General features: G+C 34.4%; 18 protein-coding genes. 8 read left to right on the top strand and 10 right to left on the bottom strand.

Features of this window, described 5'->3' with window-relative positions:
- The first annotated feature begins 66 nt into the window (after nucleotides 1-66).
- The 7 genes from RQM59_RS07490 (at nucleotide 67) to RQM59_RS07520 (ending at nucleotide 9644) form a co-directional block, all read left to right on the top strand.
- The gene (locus RQM59_RS07490; protein ID WP_349241477.1) at nucleotides 67-495 is read left to right on the top strand and encodes a hypothetical protein; all 429 of its coding nucleotides are present in this window, start codon (nucleotides 67-69) and stop codon (nucleotides 493-495) included.
- A 3-nt stretch (nucleotides 496-498) separates the two neighbouring features.
- Nucleotides 499-945 (top strand): hypothetical protein, encoded by a 447-nt coding sequence (locus tag RQM59_RS07495; RefSeq protein WP_349241478.1) that lies wholly within the window; start codon nucleotides 499-501, stop codon nucleotides 943-945.
- A gap of 567 nt (nucleotides 946-1512) precedes the next feature.
- Entirely contained in the window at nucleotides 1513-3180 is a 1668-nt protein-coding gene (locus RQM59_RS07500) for a glycoside hydrolase family 19 protein (RefSeq protein ID WP_349241479.1), read from the top strand.
- Nucleotides 3181-3186: 6 nt separating this feature from the next.
- Complete coding sequence (locus RQM59_RS07505) at nucleotides 3187-3597, top strand: hypothetical protein (RefSeq protein WP_349241480.1); 411 nt, start codon at nucleotides 3187-3189, stop codon at nucleotides 3595-3597.
- Between the two features lie 485 nt (nucleotides 3598-4082).
- Nucleotides 4083-5594 carry a tetratricopeptide repeat protein gene (locus tag RQM59_RS07510; RefSeq protein WP_349241481.1) on the top strand — a complete coding sequence of 504 codons (1512 nt, stop codon included), beginning with the start codon at nucleotides 4083-4085 and terminating at the stop codon, nucleotides 5592-5594.
- Nucleotides 5595-5759: 165 nt separating this feature from the next.
- The gene (locus RQM59_RS07515; RefSeq protein ID WP_349241482.1) at nucleotides 5760-8591 is read left to right on the top strand and encodes a TonB-dependent receptor; all 2832 of its coding nucleotides are present in this window, start codon (nucleotides 5760-5762) and stop codon (nucleotides 8589-8591) included.
- Between the two features lie 15 nt (nucleotides 8592-8606).
- Nucleotides 8607-9644, top strand: a complete 1038-nt coding sequence (locus RQM59_RS07520; protein WP_349241483.1) for a phytase — start codon at nucleotides 8607-8609, stop codon at nucleotides 9642-9644.
- Nucleotides 9645-9709: 65 nt separating this feature from the next.
- Here the strand turns inward: RQM59_RS07520 and RQM59_RS07525 are convergent, their stop codons facing one another.
- From RQM59_RS07525 to RQM59_RS07555, 7 genes are read right to left on the bottom strand one after another with little or no spacing between them, the layout of a single operon-like run.
- Nucleotides 9710-9985, bottom strand: coding sequence for a hypothetical protein (locus tag RQM59_RS07525; protein WP_349241484.1), 276 nt, complete (start codon nucleotides 9983-9985; stop codon nucleotides 9710-9712).
- A 1-nt stretch (nucleotide 9986) separates the two neighbouring features.
- Nucleotides 9987-10262 (bottom strand): ATP-dependent Clp protease adaptor ClpS, encoded by a 276-nt coding sequence (locus RQM59_RS07530; RefSeq protein ID WP_349241485.1) that lies wholly within the window; start codon nucleotides 10260-10262, stop codon nucleotides 9987-9989.
- Nucleotides 10263-10285: 23 nt separating this feature from the next.
- Entirely contained in the window at nucleotides 10286-11122 is an 837-nt protein-coding gene (gene prmA / locus RQM59_RS07535) for a 50S ribosomal protein L11 methyltransferase (RefSeq protein WP_349241486.1), read from the bottom strand.
- Nucleotides 11122-11532, bottom strand: a complete 411-nt coding sequence (locus tag RQM59_RS07540) for a hypothetical protein (RefSeq protein ID WP_349241487.1) — start codon at nucleotides 11530-11532, stop codon at nucleotides 11122-11124. Before RQM59_RS07540 ends, prmA begins: the two co-directional genes overlap by 1 nt.
- Nucleotides 11533-12288, bottom strand: coding sequence for a triose-phosphate isomerase (gene tpiA / locus RQM59_RS07545; RefSeq protein WP_349241488.1), 756 nt, complete (start codon nucleotides 12286-12288; stop codon nucleotides 11533-11535). It lies immediately after the preceding gene.
- A gap of 30 nt (nucleotides 12289-12318) precedes the next feature.
- Nucleotides 12319-12807: a TlpA family protein disulfide reductase gene (locus RQM59_RS07550; RefSeq protein ID WP_349241489.1), complete on the bottom strand. Its 489-nt coding sequence runs from the start codon at nucleotides 12805-12807 to the stop codon at nucleotides 12319-12321.
- Between the two features lies 1 nt (nucleotide 12808).
- Nucleotides 12809-13885 (bottom strand): ABC transporter permease, encoded by a 1077-nt coding sequence (locus RQM59_RS07555; protein WP_349241490.1) that lies wholly within the window; start codon nucleotides 13883-13885, stop codon nucleotides 12809-12811.
- Nucleotides 13886-13947: 62 nt separating this feature from the next.
- Between RQM59_RS07555 and pyrF the strand changes: the two genes are divergently transcribed.
- Nucleotides 13948-14757, top strand: a complete 810-nt coding sequence (gene pyrF, locus RQM59_RS07560) for an orotidine-5'-phosphate decarboxylase (RefSeq protein WP_349241491.1) — start codon at nucleotides 13948-13950, stop codon at nucleotides 14755-14757.
- A gap of 165 nt (nucleotides 14758-14922) precedes the next feature.
- Here pyrF and RQM59_RS07565 read toward each other — a convergent pair whose 3' ends face one another.
- The 3 genes from RQM59_RS07565 to RQM59_RS07575 form a co-directional block, all read right to left on the bottom strand.
- Nucleotides 14923-16086 carry a helix-turn-helix domain-containing protein gene (locus RQM59_RS07565; RefSeq protein WP_349241492.1) on the bottom strand — a complete coding sequence of 388 codons (1164 nt, stop codon included), beginning with the start codon at nucleotides 16084-16086 and terminating at the stop codon, nucleotides 14923-14925.
- A 307-nt stretch (nucleotides 16087-16393) separates the two neighbouring features.
- On the bottom strand, nucleotides 16394-17119 hold the full coding sequence (locus RQM59_RS07570) for a hypothetical protein (protein ID WP_349241493.1): 726 nt from the start codon (nucleotides 17117-17119) through the stop codon (nucleotides 16394-16396).
- A 31-nt stretch (nucleotides 17120-17150) separates the two neighbouring features.
- Nucleotides 17151-18620 carry a RagB/SusD family nutrient uptake outer membrane protein gene (locus tag RQM59_RS07575; protein WP_349241494.1) on the bottom strand — a complete coding sequence of 490 codons (1470 nt, stop codon included), beginning with the start codon at nucleotides 18618-18620 and terminating at the stop codon, nucleotides 17151-17153.
- Nucleotides 18621-18668 lie beyond the last annotated feature (48 nt).

Genomic DNA, 18668 nt, shown 5'->3' on the forward strand with positions numbered 1-18668 from the left:
TTCATTGGGACAAAATAAAACTAAAAGTTTCCTTACCTTTAGTTCAGCTACTTCGAAAAATATGAAATGGAAAATTTAAACTTAATTGATCAGATACTTGAATTTGATTCACAATCTGGCAGAGGACTTCATACGTCAGATATAGCCAGAATCATGGATAATAAATCAAAAAAAGAAATAATTGCGACAAGGGATTACCTCCTTTATAAAAATATATTTATTAAAGACGAATATGGGACCTACCGTTTAACTCCTTTTGCACGAGAAATAGTTTCTAAATATGGTTCATGGTCAACTTATGTCAAATTCCTTGAAAAGGAAACAGAAAAGCAACATGAAAAAGATGAATTAGATCTTGAAAAGAATAAAGTTGATCTAGAGCTGGCAAAACAAATGCTTAAAGAATACCCTAAAACAAAATGGTTTGCAAGAATAGGTTTTTTTATAGCAATCTGTCTTGCAATTTTAGAGTTAATAAAATTATTTAAAAACTAAAACATGAGTAACGAGTTATCAATAATAATTGTCGGAGCATATACTCTAGTGTATTTAATAGTATTTTTTATTCAAAAAGCTCAAATTTCAAAAAACAAAGAAGTTATCTCCTCTATGAAATCCTTTATGGAAATATTTAAAGTTGATGAAGTAAAAAAATATGTGGAGTTAAAGAGTGAACGAATAATGATGCAAGCAACAGACATGATTGTAAAGGATGAATCCATTAAAAAGGCTATGAAAGATATAACCAATGAAAAAGTTGATGAAATTAAATCTATTTATATGGAGCAAATGGGGGAAGAACACCTTGAATTAGTAGAGTTTGCAATCAACGTTATTTCATCTACTCCCAAAGAAAGAAGAGAAGAACTAATTAACAAGGGACTGCCTAAAACAAAAAGATATTTTGACAAGATTCTTAAAGATATTAATGAAGATGAAGATTGACAAAACTGCTCAAAAATGTCCCAGTAAATACACAATGAAAATCAATGGGAAAACTCCTTAACCCTTTACTAGCCTATCATTGTTGTGTGGATTTTGAAAAAAGTTATAAGAACTCGTATTATTATTCCCCAATTTTCGCCCATAAAAAAATGTAAATTATTGATTATGAGAAACATACAGAAATACTTGAATCCTGCCGAGGTCACATAAGAATGAAAAGTCTGCAAAATTGCAAACTTTTTTGTTTGTAATAACAAATTAACTACAATATAGTCACACCTTATTCCGTGAGCTTAAAATTTCATCATTTTCAGGGATTGACAGGTATTGTAATTCCCTTTACTTTTATACTAAAGAAAAAAGAAAAATCTCATTGACATACAAGTAGTAAGTTAGTTTCACGACCTCCCCCTTTTGAATAATTATAGCACTATTTACAGTGATCTCTTACTACTTGTTATTCAGTATTATAAAGCAAAAAAGAAAGGGATTTATCAATCGAATCGAACAGTTATAGTATTCCTTATAGGGAATCTTTTGTTATACAATTGTCAAAAAGAAGATTTTTTGACGAATACCACAGAGGCAGTTAACACAGTTGCTAAGAATTATGAAGTACAAAAGTTAAGTGCTAAAGAGCTTCAAGAAGATATTCAAATTGATGTTGCTCTAAAAAAGATTCAACATAGGTTTAAACGACATACAAATACTAGCGCAGAAAGAAGTATAGTTATCGGTGATGGATTGATTATCTTAGATGAAGAAATAGCAAAAATTACCGTTGATAATGCTATTACATGGACATTTAAGGTAGAAACTCCTACCCATGAGGATTCTGATATTGAAAATTTTATGATTAAGAAGCATAACGATGTGTTTCGTTATTATTTGATAAAGTATCAACATAATGATGAGAACCCTAATGACCCTTATATTACAACTCTTGAACACATTAATGGAGATGCGCTAGATACAAGTAGCCTGGACTTATCTTCGAGAGATTCCTTCGATTGGGAGTTTGGAGATGGAGGCGGCGGCGATGATGATTGTGAAGGCATTGTAGTAGGTTATGAATTTCAAGCATGTAATCAAGGAGGAACTCATACCGCAGGCACATACTGTTGTCAACATTTAGGAGCTCCTCATGGTTGTCAGACGAATTCAGGTTTTTGCGGGTTTACTTGTACTGGTACAAGTGAGGTGGAAATATTGGATTTTTCACATTGTGATGCTCCGGTAGGAGACCCAGTAGATGGAGATAACCCGAACGACGGAGATATTTCAACAGGCGGAGGATCAGGAAATCCAAATACTGGAAATGATGACAATAATAATACGGTAACAACCTTAGTTGATCCAAGGTGTCCACTGGGAAAAGTAACTGATCCGGTTACAGGAGATTGTGTTTGTCCTTCCGACAAAGTAGAGCAATTTGTTTCAGGAGTAAGTATGTGTATATGTGCTGCTGGTAGAGTAGAAGATTATAGAGGAACTTGTGTAGACAAATGTGAAACGACACTTGTAGACTTACAAAATGTATTTCCAAATACAAGTGCTGCGAAACTACAAGGTATTGCGGATTACATTAATGAACACGGTAAGAACTTTGGAATAGATACCAATGAAAAATTACAACACTTTTTAGCTCAGGCTGGGCATGAAAGCACTAAAATCGGAGGGCATGAATTTGAGGCATTTGAGGAAAATTTAAATTACAGAATATCAAGACTGGGGACAAATAATAAAAATTGGAAGAAGTATTTTAATACTATTAGTAATCCAACAGCAGACCCAAATAAGGCAAACCCAAATAATTATGTTAGTGGTTCAAATCCTGTTTTTGCGGACGCACAAAAGTTAGGCAATTTAGTGTATGCTAATAGAAATGGAAATGGAAGTTTCAATTCAGGAGATGGATATAGATTTAGAGGGAGAGGCGTAATTCATTTAACAGGAAGATATAACTATCAGCAGTTTACTAATTTTTATCAGGGGCGTTATAATAGCACAAAAGACTTTATAGCAACACCCGGTTTGTTGGTAAGTGATACAGAAATTGCCGTAATTAGCGCTTTATGGTTTTTTCAAAAAGATGTGTTGAATAAATTAAATCCGTCAATGAATAGTAATACAAGTGTAACAAGAGTTACCTTTTTAGTGAATGGCGGCTTTAATGGATTGCCTCACAGAAGACTATTGTTTAGTCACGCTCAGAATCATATAATTTGTAAATAAAAAGTAATGAAAACATTAAGAAAAATGACGGCAAATACATCTACCAAATTGTCAATATTATTATTGTCAATATTAATAGCAAGTTTTACAATATATCAATTAAATCAAGAAAGTCAGGATATTATAGGAATATGGAAATCTGACGATACCCCTGAATGGAAATTAGAATTTAAGAATACTGGAACGTGTTTCTGGTACTATACAGGAGAACCGACAAAGGAGTTTACATATAGTATTGAAACTACTACCCCTCAGTGTAATCAAAATGTTCCTATCGGTGATAAATTTAGCTATCTAAAATTAGTTGACAATAGCAATCAAGAACAGTGGTGTTATGAAATCTTCGGTTTAGATCAAACAGGGATGCAAATAAGGCTATTAGGAAGGAGCAAATCAATGTTTTTCACAAAACAATAATTACCTGAAGAATAAATTTATTGTACAAAGTATATTGTATAAAATTTCTAGCTTCGCACGTTCTAGTCACAAAAAAAGCACATCTTTCGATGCGCTTTTTTTCACTAACCAATCATCAACATCCTCAACTTTTTCTCCTTCTTATTTCTATAACTCCGAACACCAAGGCAATAGCCATAAACATAAATTCTCCTTCATCTATAGACAAGCCTGGTGGTGGCGGTGGAGGAATAGGTGGCAGCACCACCTGTCCCATCACACCTAAGGGCAATACAATTAAAAGTCCTAAAAAAAATATTGCTCGCTTATTAAACATCTTAACTTCTTGTTATCTACTTTTTAGACACATACTTCTTGGATAAGTCACTTTTGAGCAAGCTATTTATTATCAGAACTCCTAGCGCATAAATATTTCATAACAATTCCCTAACCCTAAAGTTGTATTCAAATTCTATTATTGGTTCGTTTTATGCTTCAAAATAATTATGGCTCCCAATATTAAACTAGGTATACTACTATTGTATATGGTAGCTTGTTACCAGTGGTCTTTTGGGCAGGAGTTCCCCAATGGGAAGATCGTTGAGCAGTCTATTGAGCTAGGCGAGAAATATTATCGCTCAGGATTATACAATGAAGCCGTGAATCAGTATAAAAAAGCGCTTGACCACATAGATAAAAAAAACAGCTCTCATGTATTAATAGACCTTCAAAATGATATTGGGTGCGTATATCTTTCTATGAACAACTATAGTGCTGCTAAGTTGTTTTTCGAAGAGGCGCTTCAAGGCTCTCAGCAAATACACTATCAGAAAGGAAATGCTGATGCACAAGGTTATCTAGGAGTAGTACATGAAAAACAAGGTGACTATCTTACTGCACTTTCTTTTCAAAAAAGGAGTTTGGATATTTTTACCAACATCAATGATCAAGTTGGAATTGCATTGATCAATGAAAATATAGGAAGCATCTTCGAAGACCTTCAGAAATACGATCTAGCTCACACATATTTCACAGATGCTTATCAAATCTTAAAAGGTTCTGACACAAAAGAAGAGGCCAATGTACTAAACAATATTGGAGACACCTACCGTAAAAGACATATATATACTAAGGCGAAGGAATATACATCTATGTCCCTGAAACTATCTAAACAACTAAAAGATTACAATCTATTGGCTAGTGCTTATAAGGATCTGGCCAAAACCCATGCGCTACTCAATGATTATAAAAACGCATATATCTCTAAATTGGCGTCAGATGACTTTCATAAAAAAGCACTATTGAATCAGAATGCAGATCAGATAAACACATTACAGGTAGCATATGCTTCGGAAAAACAAAAATCCCAAATACAATTGCTCCAGGAACAGAATAAGGTAATAAAAGCAAATGAAACGCTACTGATCGTGACATTTGCCTGCAGTAGCATTATTGCTATTATCCTACTTATTTACTACAGCAAAAAACGGGCTTCGAAAGCAAAACTGCAGACTTATAAGCAACGTACACTTCAGGCTGAATTAGCCAAGAAAGAAATTGAAGAGAAAAATTTGCAAAAGGATATTCAACTAAAAACAACGGCTCTATCCAGATACAGCTTGCACTTATCTCAAAAGAACAAGATACTAGCAGACTTGTCGAGCACCCTTAAAAATATTGCTAATAGAAGCAATATTAATTATGAGAAAAAGATCAAAGAGATTACGAAAGAGATCGATTTTAACTTAAAACAAGAAAATGAATGGGAAGAGTTCAAAGTCTTTTTTAAGGATATTCATCCAAACTTCGTCAAAAAACTTTCTAATATTTCAGAAGAAAATCTATCTCCATCTGAATTAAAATTAGGAATCCTACTGCGACTCAATCTTTCTTCCAAAGAAATTGCATCTATTTTAAGAGTTACACCAGACAGTGTTCGAGTAGCCAGACATCGTCTTCGAAAAAAGCTACCCATCGATTCGAAAGAAGATCTTGTAAATTTTATGCTCGCAATTTGATTTTTTTTAGCTGTTTTTCCCTAGTGTTATTGTAAAGTAAAGAAATATCAAATGTTGCTCTTATGTTGACCTAAAAAATAAATATGTTAACGTTTTGTTGCTCTTACAAACCACTTCTAAGCCCCTATCATACTTAACTTTGAAGAACTTAAAAAACAAGAACTAATGAAACTATGTAACGCTTTAAAGCTTTTAATTGTAACGCTGTTTTTATCGTTTACAACGGCAAAAACAACTGCGCAAACAGGTATTATTAAGGGTCAGATAACGGACTCTAATGGTATCTATGTCCCAGGTGCAAATGTTGTTATTGAATCTCTTAAGAAGGGAGACATTACTAACTTTGACGGAAAATTTACTATCGTGAGCGTTCCCGTTGGAACTCACACCATCAAGGTCTCATATTTGGGGTATGAAGATATTACCAAAGAGGTAGTTGTTAAGGAAAATGAAACCACTACCGTGAGCTTTGAACTTAAGTCGGGAAGTATTGAATTGGATGTCATCCAAATAAAATCATCTAGACTAAGAGGGCAGGCTAAAGCGTTGAATACGCAAAAGAACAACCTTAATATCACCAATGTTGTTTCTACAGATCAGATCGGGAAATTCCCAGATGCCAATATAGGAGATGCGGTAAAAAGAATTCCAGGTATCACTATGCAAGTCGACCAAGGTGAAGCTAGAAACATTATTGTTAGAGGGCTTTCTCCTCAATTGAATTCTGTAACATTAAACGGAAGTAGAATCCCATCGGCGGAAGGAGACAACAGAAACATTCAAATGGATCTTATTCCTTCAGATATGATCCAAACCATTCAGGTGAATAAAGCCGTTACTCCAGACATGGATGCAGATGCTTTAGGAGGTTCCGTTAACCTTATTACAAGAACAGCTCCCCAAGGATTTAGATTGTCTGGAACATTGGGTTCAGGAACGAATACCATTACCAGTAAACGAATCTTGAATGGGTCTTTCTTAGTTGGAGATAGAACCGAAGACAAAAAGTTCGGTTGGATGGTTGGTGCTTCTATTAATGATAATGACTTTGGTTCTGACAATATTGAATTCGAGTGGGATGACAATGCTACTCCTTTCATTAACGAATCTGACATTAGAACCTATTTAGTGCAAAGAATCCGTAGAAGTTTCTCTGTAAATTTTGATTACCAAATAAACGATAATAACAACATCTATTTAAAAACAATGTATAACTGGAGAGATGATCGAGAAAATCGATACAGACTTCGTTATCGAAGCATAGAATATATAGATGACACTAATCCTTCTTTAGGATATCAGGGAGAGATCAGAAGACAAACTAAAGGAGGTATCGATAATAACAGAAATAAGAACAGACGTCTGGAAGATCAGCGTATGCAAAACTATACTTTGGGAGGTAGTCATGTTTCAGGAAAACTGGAAATCGACTGGTTGGCTTCTTATGCTACTGCTTCTGAAGAGCGTTTGAATGAGCGTTATATAGAGTACGAACTAGAGGAAGTTGGCGGAAACCCTATTCCGTTTAACATTGACCTGTCGGACACTAGATTTCCAATAATTACCCCAGTTAATACTAGTGATGTTGCCCTAAGCAACTTCAGTTTAAGAGAGATTACTGAAGAAGCTCAGTTTACAGAAGAAAAAGATATGAACTTTTTCGTTAACTTAAAGCTACCGATGAGCCTCGTAAATGATCAAGAAGGTAGTTTTAAGTTTGGTGCTCGATTACGGATGAAAGACAAGAATAGAAATAATAACTTCCTTGAATACAGCCCGTTAAACAATACGTTTGACAACTTCGCCTCCTTACCATTGGTAAATGAAACAGACCCCGATTTCTTAGCTGGAAGTCAGTATGTAGCTGGACAATACGTAGATCCTGCATACTTAGGTCAGTTAAACTTAGCAGATGCCGCATTGTTTGACAGTGAATCCATCGTTGACGAATTTTTAGGAGGAAACTTTGATGCTTCGGAGAATGTAATTGCGGGATACGCTATGATCACTCAAAAATTATCCTCATCAACAACGCTGCTGGCTGGTATCCGTTTAGAGAATACAAATATCGAAGGTACCGGAAACATCGTAAATTATGATGTGAATGGAGATTTTCAAAGTGTGACCACAATAACGGATAAGAATTCCTACACTAACATATTACCGAGCATTCATTTGAAGTATGACTTTTCACAAAACTCGTCACTTCGTTTTGCCTGGACAAACACTATTGCCAGACCTAATTATATTGATCTTATACCATTTAGAAATATCATTAGAGAAGATTCCGAAATCGAGATCGGAAACCCAGATCTAGACCCAACAACCTCTATGAACTTTGATCTATTGGCTGAAACATACTTCAAAAACATTGGTATTTTATCTGGAGGTGTTTTTTACAAAAGAATCAATGATTTTATATATCCATTAGTTACTACTACGACTGATGACTCTCTAGGAGCTGGGACTACTGGATTTGATGCTAAAAGACCTGTTAATGGTGATGACGCATCTATTTTTGGATTAGAAGTAGCGCTGCAAAAGCAACTTGACTTCTTACCTGGATTCTTAAAAAACTTTAATATTTATCTTAACTACACTCACATTAGTTCGAATGCTAATGGGATTCGTAACTCAGATGGAGATGAACGTAATGATGTAGACCTTCCTAACACAGCTCCAAATATGTTCAATGGTTCCTTAGGATATTCAGACAAGAGGTTTAGCACTCGGTTATCTGCTAATTTCTCTGATGCTTATGTGGATGAAATTGGAGGAAATAGCTTAGAGGATCGATACTATGACAAACAATTCTTCCTAGACTTTAACGCATCTTTCACGATCAACAAAAACTTAAGAGTCTATGCTGATGTAAATAACATCACTGATCAACCCTTAAGATATTATCAAGGTCTAAGCAACAGAACAATGCAGGCAGAATATTACGGAAGACGCATTAGCATCGGTTTAAAATACGACTTGTTCAAAAGAAACTAAGTTAAATCCAAAATTATGAAAATGTTTAAAAAATCGAACATAATACCTTCAACATTTATAGCAGTTGTAGTTGGTCTTTCTTCTTGCCAAAGAAAAAATACATTACCTGCAATAGTTCCTGATGTTATAACCGAGAAAACAGTTAATGATACCGATGATCCGGCAATATGGGTAAACAAAAAAGATCCGGCAAAGAGTATTGTTTTTGGAACAGATAAGAAGACAAACGGAGCAGTTTATGCCTTTGATCTTGACGGTAAGATCATAGAGGAAAAGACACTAAGAAACATTAAAAGACCGAACAATGTGGATATTGCCTATAATCTTAAGATAAACGATTCTACCTTTACTGATGTAATTGCTTTTACTGAAAGAGAAAAGCAACAGATTCGCCTATTTTCTGTTCCTGATATGAAACCTTTAGATAAAGGTGGGTTCCCTGTATTTACAGACGAACAAGATACAACAAACAGACTCCCAATGGGAATTAGCATGTATCAGTCACCTAAAGACAGTACGATCTATGCAATCGTTGGAAGAAAGACAGGTCCTAAGGAAGGGTATCTATACCAATATACAATTACAGCAGATAGCACTGGTAATCTTGCATCAAAACTTGTTCGAAAGTTTGGAAAGTTTAGCGAAAAAAAAGAAATCGAAGCCATTGCTGTTGATCATGAACTAGGTTTTATCTATTATTCTGATGAAGGTCATTGCATACGAAAGTACTATGCAGAACCGTCTATGGGTAATGAAGAGATCAGCTGTTTTGGAGGTGAGTATTTTGCAGAAGACATTGAAGGTATTGCCATTGCCAGAATGAAGGATAACAAAGGATTTATTATTGTTTCTGATCAACAAAAAGGGCAGTTTAATATTTTTGACAGAGTATCGAATGATTTCATAAAAGCAGTCAACCTATCTACATTGGAAACTGATGGTTGTGATGTAGTTACCATTCCATTAAACAGTACCTTTTCAAGTGGATTATTTGCGGCAATGAACGATCAAAAAGACTTTTATTTTTATGACTTGGATAAGGTGATAAAATAACCTTTCATTTTTTTATTGTGTAATTTAATACGATAAAAGAGCCTATCAACTTTGATAGGCTCTTTTTAATTTGGATAATATCTTCTTATCGCTATTCGATGTTCTGGAATACTTTTATCGTAATTCTCTACAAGCAATTCAACTATTTCAGGTGGTTTTACTCCAATCTCTTTTTTAAGCCCATATCTAGAGATATATAAATTGTATTGATTTCCAGATTTTTCAAAAATCAAAAAATGAGTTGCATTTAACTCGCTATATGAAATTTCATTTCCATGAAAGGTTTGTGAAGCGTCTTTTTTAAAAGAAGAAAATTCGTAATACTTTAAAACATTCTCCATACTATACCAATTCTGCTGATAGTCCAAGATGTAACAACTTTGAACAACGAGGTTTCAAATCTTTATATTCTCCTGACTTGACTGTACATTTTCCTTTGTAATGCACCAAAATAGTGCACTGCTCTGCCTGTTCTAACGTATGCTCGCACACATCTATTAGCGAATCTATTACAAAATCAAATGTGTGAACATCATCATTGTATAAAACGATCTCATGTTGATTTACTTCTTTTTCTAGTACATCAACTTCTTCTTGTATCTTTTCTTTTGTACTCATACAGCTAATTTATAAAAGAATATTTAATTCTTCGTGTATTTTAACGCTACCCAATTATTTCTTTCCAGCTTCGCTTCTAGTGACAATCCATATTTTGACACTTCTTGATCTATGGTAGGAATATCTTCTTTATAGAATCCACTCAGTAATAATGTACCTCCCTTACCTAAACAGTCGGTATAGATATTCATATCTGCTAGCAGTATATTTCTATTGATATTAGCAATGATAAGGTCATAGTTTTTATTACTTAAGAGTGAAGAATCTCCTTCATACACTGAAATATGTTGGCAATTGTTTCTTGCCGCATTTTCAACTGAGTTTTCATAACACCAGTTATCAATATCGATCGCATCTATAGGTTGTGCACCTTTCATCTCAGCAAATATGGCCAAGATTCCAGTACCGCAGCCCATATCTAACACTTTCTTATCAGAAATATCTAATGCTAATAAATGCTGCACCATCATATGTGTGGTTTCATGATGTCCAGTACCAAAACTCATCTTAGGCTCTATAACAATATCATAAGATAGTTTTGGATCTTCGTGAAATGGCGCTCGAATACTTACTTTACCATCTACCTGAATAGGCTGAAAATTCTTCTCCCATTCGGCATTCCAATTTGTTTGAGCCACTTCGTTAAATACGTGACTTATAGAAAAATCATCAGAATTCAATACAAAAACATGGTCCAGTATTTCTTCATTCCAATCTTCTTTTTGGATATAGGCCGTTACTCCACTCTCTGTTTCAACAAAACTTTCGAAGCCAACAAACCCTAGCTGAGCTATTAAGATTTCAGTCCCCGTTTCTTTCGGCGTTACTTTAAAAGTATATTCTATATACACATTATCCATTATGACAATTCTTCATTCATTCGTTGTTCTTTAATAAAATCTACACCACACGCTAATTTTTTGGCTAATGACATTTTAGATGATACTACTCTCCAAAAAGGCGTTATCGCCTCCAACGAAGACCCGTTTTGATATTTTTCAAAAGCAACTTCTGATGCTATTCTTAGAAAAATACTGGTCGTAACTGGGCACGTCTTTTCAGCTTCATACTCAGCTGCCAAGTCCTTACGCATAGTTAGAATATCCACAGCTACTCCACTTGGAATATGATTTACATAAGCATCAATAATCTTGGGAGTAGCAATAAACATATTTGTCCCTGCAGGCATATCAGCAAACTTCTTATCGATTACTTTTACGATAGGTGGTTTATCTGAATTGAACTTTTCCTGCCAGGTCTTTTTTGCCATTTATATTGCTTTAATGATGGCTGTAAAGTCTTCTACTTTTAATGCGGCTCCACCTATTAATCCACCATCAACATCTTCTTTTGAAAATATTTCCACTGCATTTCCAGGTTTTACACTTCCTCCATACAAAATAGATACATTCTCAGCAATTTCATTCGTGTACCTTTCTTTGATTAAATTTCGGATAAAAGCGTGCATTTCTTGCGCTTGTTCTGGACTCGCTGTTTCTCCAGTTCCAATGGCCCAAACAGGCTCGTAGGCTAATACTATACTGGGCCACGCACTTGCTTCCAAGTGAAATAATGCGTTTTTCAGTTGAGATTCTACAACTGCGAAATGGTTTCCAGATTTTCTATCCTCGAGTTGTTCTCCAAAACAAAAAATCGCTTCGAGATTATTCTCTAAAGCTGTATTTACTTTTTTAGCCAACAGCTCATCATTTTCTCCAAAATATGTTCTTCTTTCTGAGTGCCCCAAAATTACAGACTTGATTCCAATGTTAGTTAGCATGTCTGCTGAGATCTCTCCAGTATAAGCTCCATTTGTTGCCTGATGCATATTTTGCCCAGCAACTTCGATAACAGATTCTTCGGCCGCAGTAACCGCCAAACTTAAGTTAACAAATGTTGGAGACACAATAACTCTAGTAGTAAGATCAAAAGTTTGAATCGCTTCTTTTATTCCGTTTATCAACGCCAAAGTTTGCGCTGCATTATTATTCATTTTCCAATTTCCAGCGACTATATTTTTTCTCATGGTATTCTTAATTTGAGTCGCTAAAATACGCTATTTTTTCAAGGCTTGCACAATGTTTTTATCAGTGATTTTTGTCGCCTTATACAGCGTAATTTTTCCGTTTTCATCCAGTACTACATACCTTGGTATCCACCACAGGTCTAAAAATTTTCCAAACGTTCCTTTTTTTCCAGCTTGCATAAAAAAATGTTCTCCTTTAATTCCCAATCGATCTATCGCACTTTTCCAGCTTCTTGTACTTTTATCCAACGATAAAAAGAGATACACTATCTCAGGATTTTCTCTTTGAAACTCTTTGAGCTTGGGTAGTCTTACAATACAATCTTTACACCAGGAGGCCCAAACATCTATCAGGACCTTCTTTCCTTGGTATTTTGATAAAATTTCTCCTATAGCAATTTCTTCATCGGTTAGTGTAACAAATTCTTCTGTTAACGAGGCTTCTGTAAATTCAGTGGGGGTTTCAAAACAGCATCCCGAGAAGGATATAATCATGACAATAAGAACTATTTTTTTCATGTTACTGTAATCGTATTCTTGGATCTAACCAACTATATATAATATCTACGATAATATTTATGATAATAAAAAGCGTTGCTATAACCAATACACTTCCCATTATAATAGGCAGATCCAACGTGTTTAATGCATCAACAATCTCCTTTCCTAAACCGTTCCAATTAAAAATATATTCAATAAAAACGGCTCCAGCCAACATGGAGGCAAACCATCCTGAAATAGCAGTAACAACTGGATTCAAAGAATTTTTTAATGCATGTTTTTTTATTACCTGATACATAGTAAGTCCCTTGGCTTTTGCAGTTCTTACATAATCTTGTGTTAAAATTTCCAGCAATGAATTCCGCATTAATTGAATCACAACAGCAAGTGGTCTAATTCCTAATACAATAGCAGGTAAGATCAAGTTTTTCCATTGGATATAAGAACCTTCTCCAAAATCATCAACAACATACAAGCTTCCTGTCATTTCCAATCCGGTATACTCGTGGAGCACAAAACCAAATAACCAGGCAAAAAGTATGGCAGAAAAAAATGAAGGTACACTCATACCAAATGTACTGATAACAGCTACAAATCGATCGAAGAAAGTATCTTTGAAAACTGCAGATAATACTCCTAAAAAAATCCCCAACACTATCGCTATTAAAATAGCAAACAGCGCTAAAACAGCCGTATTGGGTAATGTTTCAGAAATTATATGGGATACTTTTTTTCCATTCTTTTGAAAAGATTCTCTTAAGTATGGGTATTTTAAAACAACATTCGTATTACCTATTGAAAATAAGGATTGATAGGAATATGGCTTGCTCTCTAAATTTGTATAATCTTCTTTACCCTTGCTATGAAAAGATAGCGGCGAGACATCATTCAAATAAAACAGGTATTGTTTGGTTTTAGGCTGATCAAATCCATACTTCTTTCTAATATTTGCAAGTTGTTCAGAGTCTTCCCTTTGATCTAACATCATTCTTGCTGGGTCTCCAGGTAAAATATTGAATAGTAAAAAAATAACAGTAACCACTCCAAAAAGTGTCAAAAAACCATAGAAAATTTTGTTTATAATGTACTGAAGCATTCAAACAAAGATAACAGAAAGTCTTAAAAACATGTATCTTTGCCCAACTTTTATACACAACTATGACCACTGAACAACTTATCTCTGAAATTCATAAAAAGAAGTCTTTTCTATGTATTGGCCTGGATGTGGACTTGAATAAGATTCCATCTTTTTTATTGGAGAAGGAAGATCCTATTTTTGAGTTTAATAAAGCCATCATTGATGCGACACATCATCTATGTGTTGCCTACAAACCCAATACCGCTTTTTACGAAGCATATGGTATAAAAGGATGGAAAGCATTAAAGCGAACTATTGAATATATAAACACCAACCATCCAGAGATTTTTACCATTGCCGACGCAAAACGTGGAGATATTGGAAATACCTCTACCATGTATGCAAAAGCTTTTTTTAAAGATCTAGCTTTCGATAGTGTAACGGTTGCTCCTTATATGGGAAAAGATTCAGTTGAACCCTTTTTAGCTTTTGATAATAAGCATACCATTTTATTGGCACTTACTTCAAACAAAGGAGCTTTTGATTTTCAGACAAAAGAGGTTCAAAACAAAGAGGTATATAAACAAGTTTTAGAGACTTCAAAATCTTGGCATAATTCTGAAAACTTAATGTATGTGGTAGGAGCCACAAAGGCCGAATACTTAGCAGATATTAGAACCATCGTTCCTAGTAGTTTTTTATTGGTGCCAGGAGTGGGCGCTCAAGGAGGAAACTTACAAGATGTATGTAAATATGGGATGAATGATTCAGTAGGACTATTGATCAATTCTTCTCGAGGTATCATTTACGCATCTAGCGGAAAAGATTTTGCCGAAGCTTCGGCGAACAAAGCTTTGGAGTTACAGCAACAAATGGCAAAAGAATTGTAAATAAAAAATAGGTCAGGAGCTATAAAAAATCTTTTTTCGGTAACTTAATTTGAAGACAAAGTTTAACAGAATAATAAAATTACTTTATAAGCATCCCAACCATAATTCAAATAATGACTCAAATAAAGCATTAGTTATTTCTTTTTATGGTAGCCCCTATCATCTTTAACTTTCCCGATAACTAGTTACTTTCTTTTTACCATTTTTGGATTGTTTATGTCTCATTTGTTCAATAAACAATGTAGGAGTCATGCTCATCTCGGCTTTAAATGCCTTGTTAAAAGTTACTTTATTGTTGAATCCGACATCATATGCTATGTTAATAATCTTAAGATCCTTATAATTACTCTCTTCAAACATATGTACGGCTTCTTTTATTCTATATTTATTGACAAATTGAAAAAAGTTCATTTCAAAATGTTCATTGATAACCTGCGAGACATTATGTCTGGTAGTTTCTAATTCTTCAGAAAGGTTTTCTAAGCTGAGACCGCTATTTCTGTAGATTTTATCACGCTCAAATAATACTTGAAGCCGATTGCGCAACTCTTCAGAATATCCATCTGTTAAACCCGATTTTTTATATTTAAAAAAAACACCTTCTTTAAAGAGGTAAGATCTACTAAAAATATCAGGCTTAATATAAGCCGTATATGCCATGTACAAGATCATAAGGTTTGTTGAAAACAGTAATGGATACATTGTAAAAAATTGCGGTATCGCTTTGAGCCAGGACAGTATAGTTATTGCGTAAACTGCTAAAAAAACTAAATAGATACGTAATATGTTTTGTAACCATGAAATCAAATCACGTTCTGACTTTCTTTTCGTATCAACTTTCTTTTTGTAAACTCTATATATGAAAAGGGTATATACCATTAATAGCGCTTGCTTATAGTACATGGCGTCTAGAAAAGTAACTCGATAAAAAAACCAACCTATAAGAAATAGGACTAAAGGTAATCCATGACAAAGATCTCTTGGTTTCAAAGGCCTTTTTTCGGAGACTCTTTTAAAATAGAGATATAGCAAGGGTTCATTTAAAAAAGTAAGTGTTGTGATAAGAAGTAATCCATTTACAGTATCAACATCAACATCAAACATGTGTAGGCTTAAGCATATGCTGAAAAAAGAGTACAATAATATGTAAGAACCTATCATTAGACAGCTATGAACTTCTCTCTTTTTTCTCATGTTAATCATCAACGAAAAAAAGACTCCTATAACGCCTATAGAGAAAAATAGCACCATCCATATATTAAGTTCATCAAGGTATATTTGGTTAACATCTCCTTGTTGAGCAATTTCTTCGATAAGTTTAGCTTTCATGCAATTGAGTATAATCAAACGTCTTATAGTTTTTTAACTATTAAGACATTAAAAATTTCATTAAACCTAGGTAAACAAGATTCCCTCAACAATAGTTTTACTACTAGCTGTTTTTTTTACTAATTATATCTAATCTTACATGCCTATAGTTTCAAAAAAACTAAGAAACATGAGTAACAAATTAATACGGTAAGAACTGATACACGATTGGCACATATAGTCATAAAGAAGTATCATTCATAGCAAGACAATTTAAAAAGGTATAGAGGTTAAAACCTCTATACCTAACACACATGAGAATTATTGCTTAGGGTAACGAAAAATTCACTGCTTGAGAAGCTCCAAAAGAGCCTCCCTCAAAAATCGTCGTCGCTCCGGAACTCAGCTTATAACTGCCGTTACCATAGTTACAACATATCCCATCTGCATATGCATCATAGATCACAAACTGATAATTACCATCTGGCAAACACCAATTTGTTTCAAAGGACGTCATACCATTATATGAATCTCCAGAAGCGATAAGTGCCCCTGCTCCATCATACATCTCCCACGAAGTTTCTTCTGGGTATGTGTCAAATGTAATCTCTAGTTTCAGTTCATTTAAGGAACATATTTGACTTACATTTAGCACCATATTCTGACTAGAAAATAATCCAGCATCATCGCTAAAAGTTAATTCAATAGTTTCTCCCGATGAACTTACATTAATATCAGAAACTGTCACTTCTATGGTCCCTTCATTAGATCCTGCCGGAACAGTTACTGAAGGTGGAATTACATATGATGCTGGATCTGCCGTAGTCCCTGCAGATACAACATTTACCGTAAAGGTTCTATTGGAGTTTGTCACGTCAGCTGTATAAATTTTAATTCCCCGAGTATTTGTACCACCTATGTCAACGCCAAAATTATAGGCAGTTGATTCAAAGGTTACATAAGAAAATTTCTCTAGCTCCAAACTATTTTCACAACTCAGGAATGTAAAAGTTGTTAGAGCAAGACTCAGTAATAAATAATAGATTTTTTTCATCTCTCAGTATTTAAGTTTAGTCATTAGTAGTTTAGTCATTCGTAAATCCAGCATAGTTAGGATTCAGATCCATTTCATCTTGCGGTATCTTCAAGTAAAATAAATTACTATTCGCCGGTACGTTAATGGGAATTCGATGAATATTATTTCTGTTTATAGGAAGATTGTATCTCTTTGCATCAAACCATTGCGGTCCAAATTCTCCAAAGAATTCTTTTTTTCTTTCTAATAAAATTTCATCTAATAAAGCTTGCCCTGTATTTGTACTTATCGTAGCATTCGCATCTCTAGCCGATTGAAGTGCAAACAACAATGATCTTGCTTCATTTTCGTTACCCATATGATACTGCGCTTCTGCATCAAACAACACCATTTCAGATTTTCTTAAAATGGGTATATCAGAGGCAAATGTGAAAGCATATTTAGTAGATATGAATTCTCTCCAAGGTGTAGTAGCAGAGACTCCATAAATATCAAAGAATCTATTTCTTACATCACTATTAGAAAACGTACTCACAAAATCAGGATCAAAATACGTAGCTCTATAACTTGTTGTAAGATGATCCATCATAGGTGCAGCATGACCCCAAAAAAAGTTCGTTTCATCAGAACCATTTTGGAACATTGCCCACAGCCACTCCTGATCCTGCATATTGTTAAAGCCTGTTTGCCAACTCGAAGATTGTACTGCCGTACTTGCGCTTCCACCATATGCGGCTTTTGCCAGAGTAGACATTTTAGGCCAGTCGTCTTGTGTTACTGCCAAAACTCTTGTTAACACAGCTTGCGCTACCGCTTTATTTACAAAACTTTTACCTAATCTTGTTGTTGGTAAATCAGCGATTGCATCCTCTAAATCTTGAATTACTTGATTGTAAACTTCACTCAATGGTACTGGAGGGTTTCCTGTCACGTTTTCCACAGATGTAGGCTCCGTATACACTGGAATTCTTACTAGGTCTCTGTTATTATTATAATTAGGAGCGAACTCGAGCACTAATTCAAAGAGGTGAAAACCTCTAAAAAATTTTCCTTGAGCAATTAACTCCTTTTTGTCTGCTTCACTTAACGAAGTGCTCTTTGTTACTCCATCTATTAAAACATTAGCAAAGTTGACATTCTCATAGTTGAAATCCCAAGTAAAATTGGTTCTTCTAAACGTTGCTTCTCTATTTTCATGTCCATAATCAAACGTATACCAACTAAATGCTTGAATAATATCATTTCCTTTTACCGCTCTGGCAAAATACATGGCGTATAATCCACCAACATCTACGGTTCTATATTGTCCTTTATAATTTGCCAATATTCCGGCGATATAGGTCTCTACATTACTTTTATCAGAGAATATTACTCCACTGTTTGCTCCTGTAGTATCTGTGGGATCTTCAATAAAGTCTTCTGAACAAGACACCAGACTCAATGCTACACCTATCATCATGATATAAGCGAGGGCTGAAAATCTATGTAGTATTTGCTTTTTATATATAACTAGTTTCATTTTTTTGTTTTTTTTATCATTTAAATATTTCGTTTAAAGAAATTTAAT

The sequence above is a fragment of the Asprobacillus argus genome, from assembly GCF_032248395.1.
Taxonomy (GTDB): domain Bacteria; phylum Bacteroidota; class Bacteroidia; order Flavobacteriales; family Flavobacteriaceae; genus Polaribacter; species Polaribacter argus.

What these genes read in the sequence shown, in the direction of transcription:
- RQM59_RS07490 (WP_349241477.1), top strand. Translation starts at nt 67, where the DNA reads ATGGAAAATTTAAACTTAATTGATCAGATACTTGAATTTGATTCACAA.
- RQM59_RS07495 (WP_349241478.1), top strand. Translation starts at nt 499, where the DNA reads ATGAGTAACGAGTTATCAATAATAATTGTCGGAGCATATACTCTAGTG.
- RQM59_RS07505 (WP_349241480.1), top strand. Translation starts at nt 3,187, where the DNA reads ATGAAAACATTAAGAAAAATGACGGCAAATACATCTACCAAATTGTCA.
- RQM59_RS07510 (WP_349241481.1), top strand. Translation starts at nt 4,083, where the DNA reads ATGGCTCCCAATATTAAACTAGGTATACTACTATTGTATATGGTAGCT.
- RQM59_RS07515 (WP_349241482.1), top strand. Translation starts at nt 5,760, where the DNA reads ATGAAACTATGTAACGCTTTAAAGCTTTTAATTGTAACGCTGTTTTTA.
- RQM59_RS07520 (WP_349241483.1), top strand. Translation starts at nt 8,607, where the DNA reads ATGAAAATGTTTAAAAAATCGAACATAATACCTTCAACATTTATAGCA.
- RQM59_RS07525 (WP_349241484.1), bottom strand. Translation starts at nt 9,985, where the DNA reads ATGGAGAATGTTTTAAAGTATTACGAATTTTCTTCTTTTAAAAAAGAC.
- RQM59_RS07530 (WP_349241485.1), bottom strand. Translation starts at nt 10,262, where the DNA reads ATGAGTACAAAAGAAAAGATACAAGAAGAAGTTGATGTACTAGAAAAA.
- prmA (WP_349241486.1), bottom strand. Translation starts at nt 11,122, where the DNA reads ATGGATAATGTGTATATAGAATATACTTTTAAAGTAACGCCGAAAGAA.
- RQM59_RS07540 (WP_349241487.1), bottom strand. Translation starts at nt 11,532, where the DNA reads ATGGCAAAAAAGACCTGGCAGGAAAAGTTCAATTCAGATAAACCACCT.
- tpiA (WP_349241488.1), bottom strand. Translation starts at nt 12,288, where the DNA reads ATGAGAAAAAATATAGTCGCTGGAAATTGGAAAATGAATAATAATGCA.
- RQM59_RS07550 (WP_349241489.1), bottom strand. Translation starts at nt 12,807, where the DNA reads ATGAAAAAAATAGTTCTTATTGTCATGATTATATCCTTCTCGGGATGC.
- RQM59_RS07555 (WP_349241490.1), bottom strand. Translation starts at nt 13,885, where the DNA reads ATGCTTCAGTACATTATAAACAAAATTTTCTATGGTTTTTTGACACTT.
- pyrF (WP_349241491.1), top strand. Translation starts at nt 13,948, where the DNA reads ATGACCACTGAACAACTTATCTCTGAAATTCATAAAAAGAAGTCTTTT.
- RQM59_RS07565 (WP_349241492.1), bottom strand. Translation starts at nt 16,086, where the DNA reads ATGAAAGCTAAACTTATCGAAGAAATTGCTCAACAAGGAGATGTTAAC.
- RQM59_RS07570 (WP_349241493.1), bottom strand. Translation starts at nt 17,119, where the DNA reads ATGAAAAAAATCTATTATTTATTACTGAGTCTTGCTCTAACAACTTTT.
- RQM59_RS07575 (WP_349241494.1), bottom strand. Translation starts at nt 18,620, where the DNA reads ATGAAACTAGTTATATATAAAAAGCAAATACTACATAGATTTTCAGCC.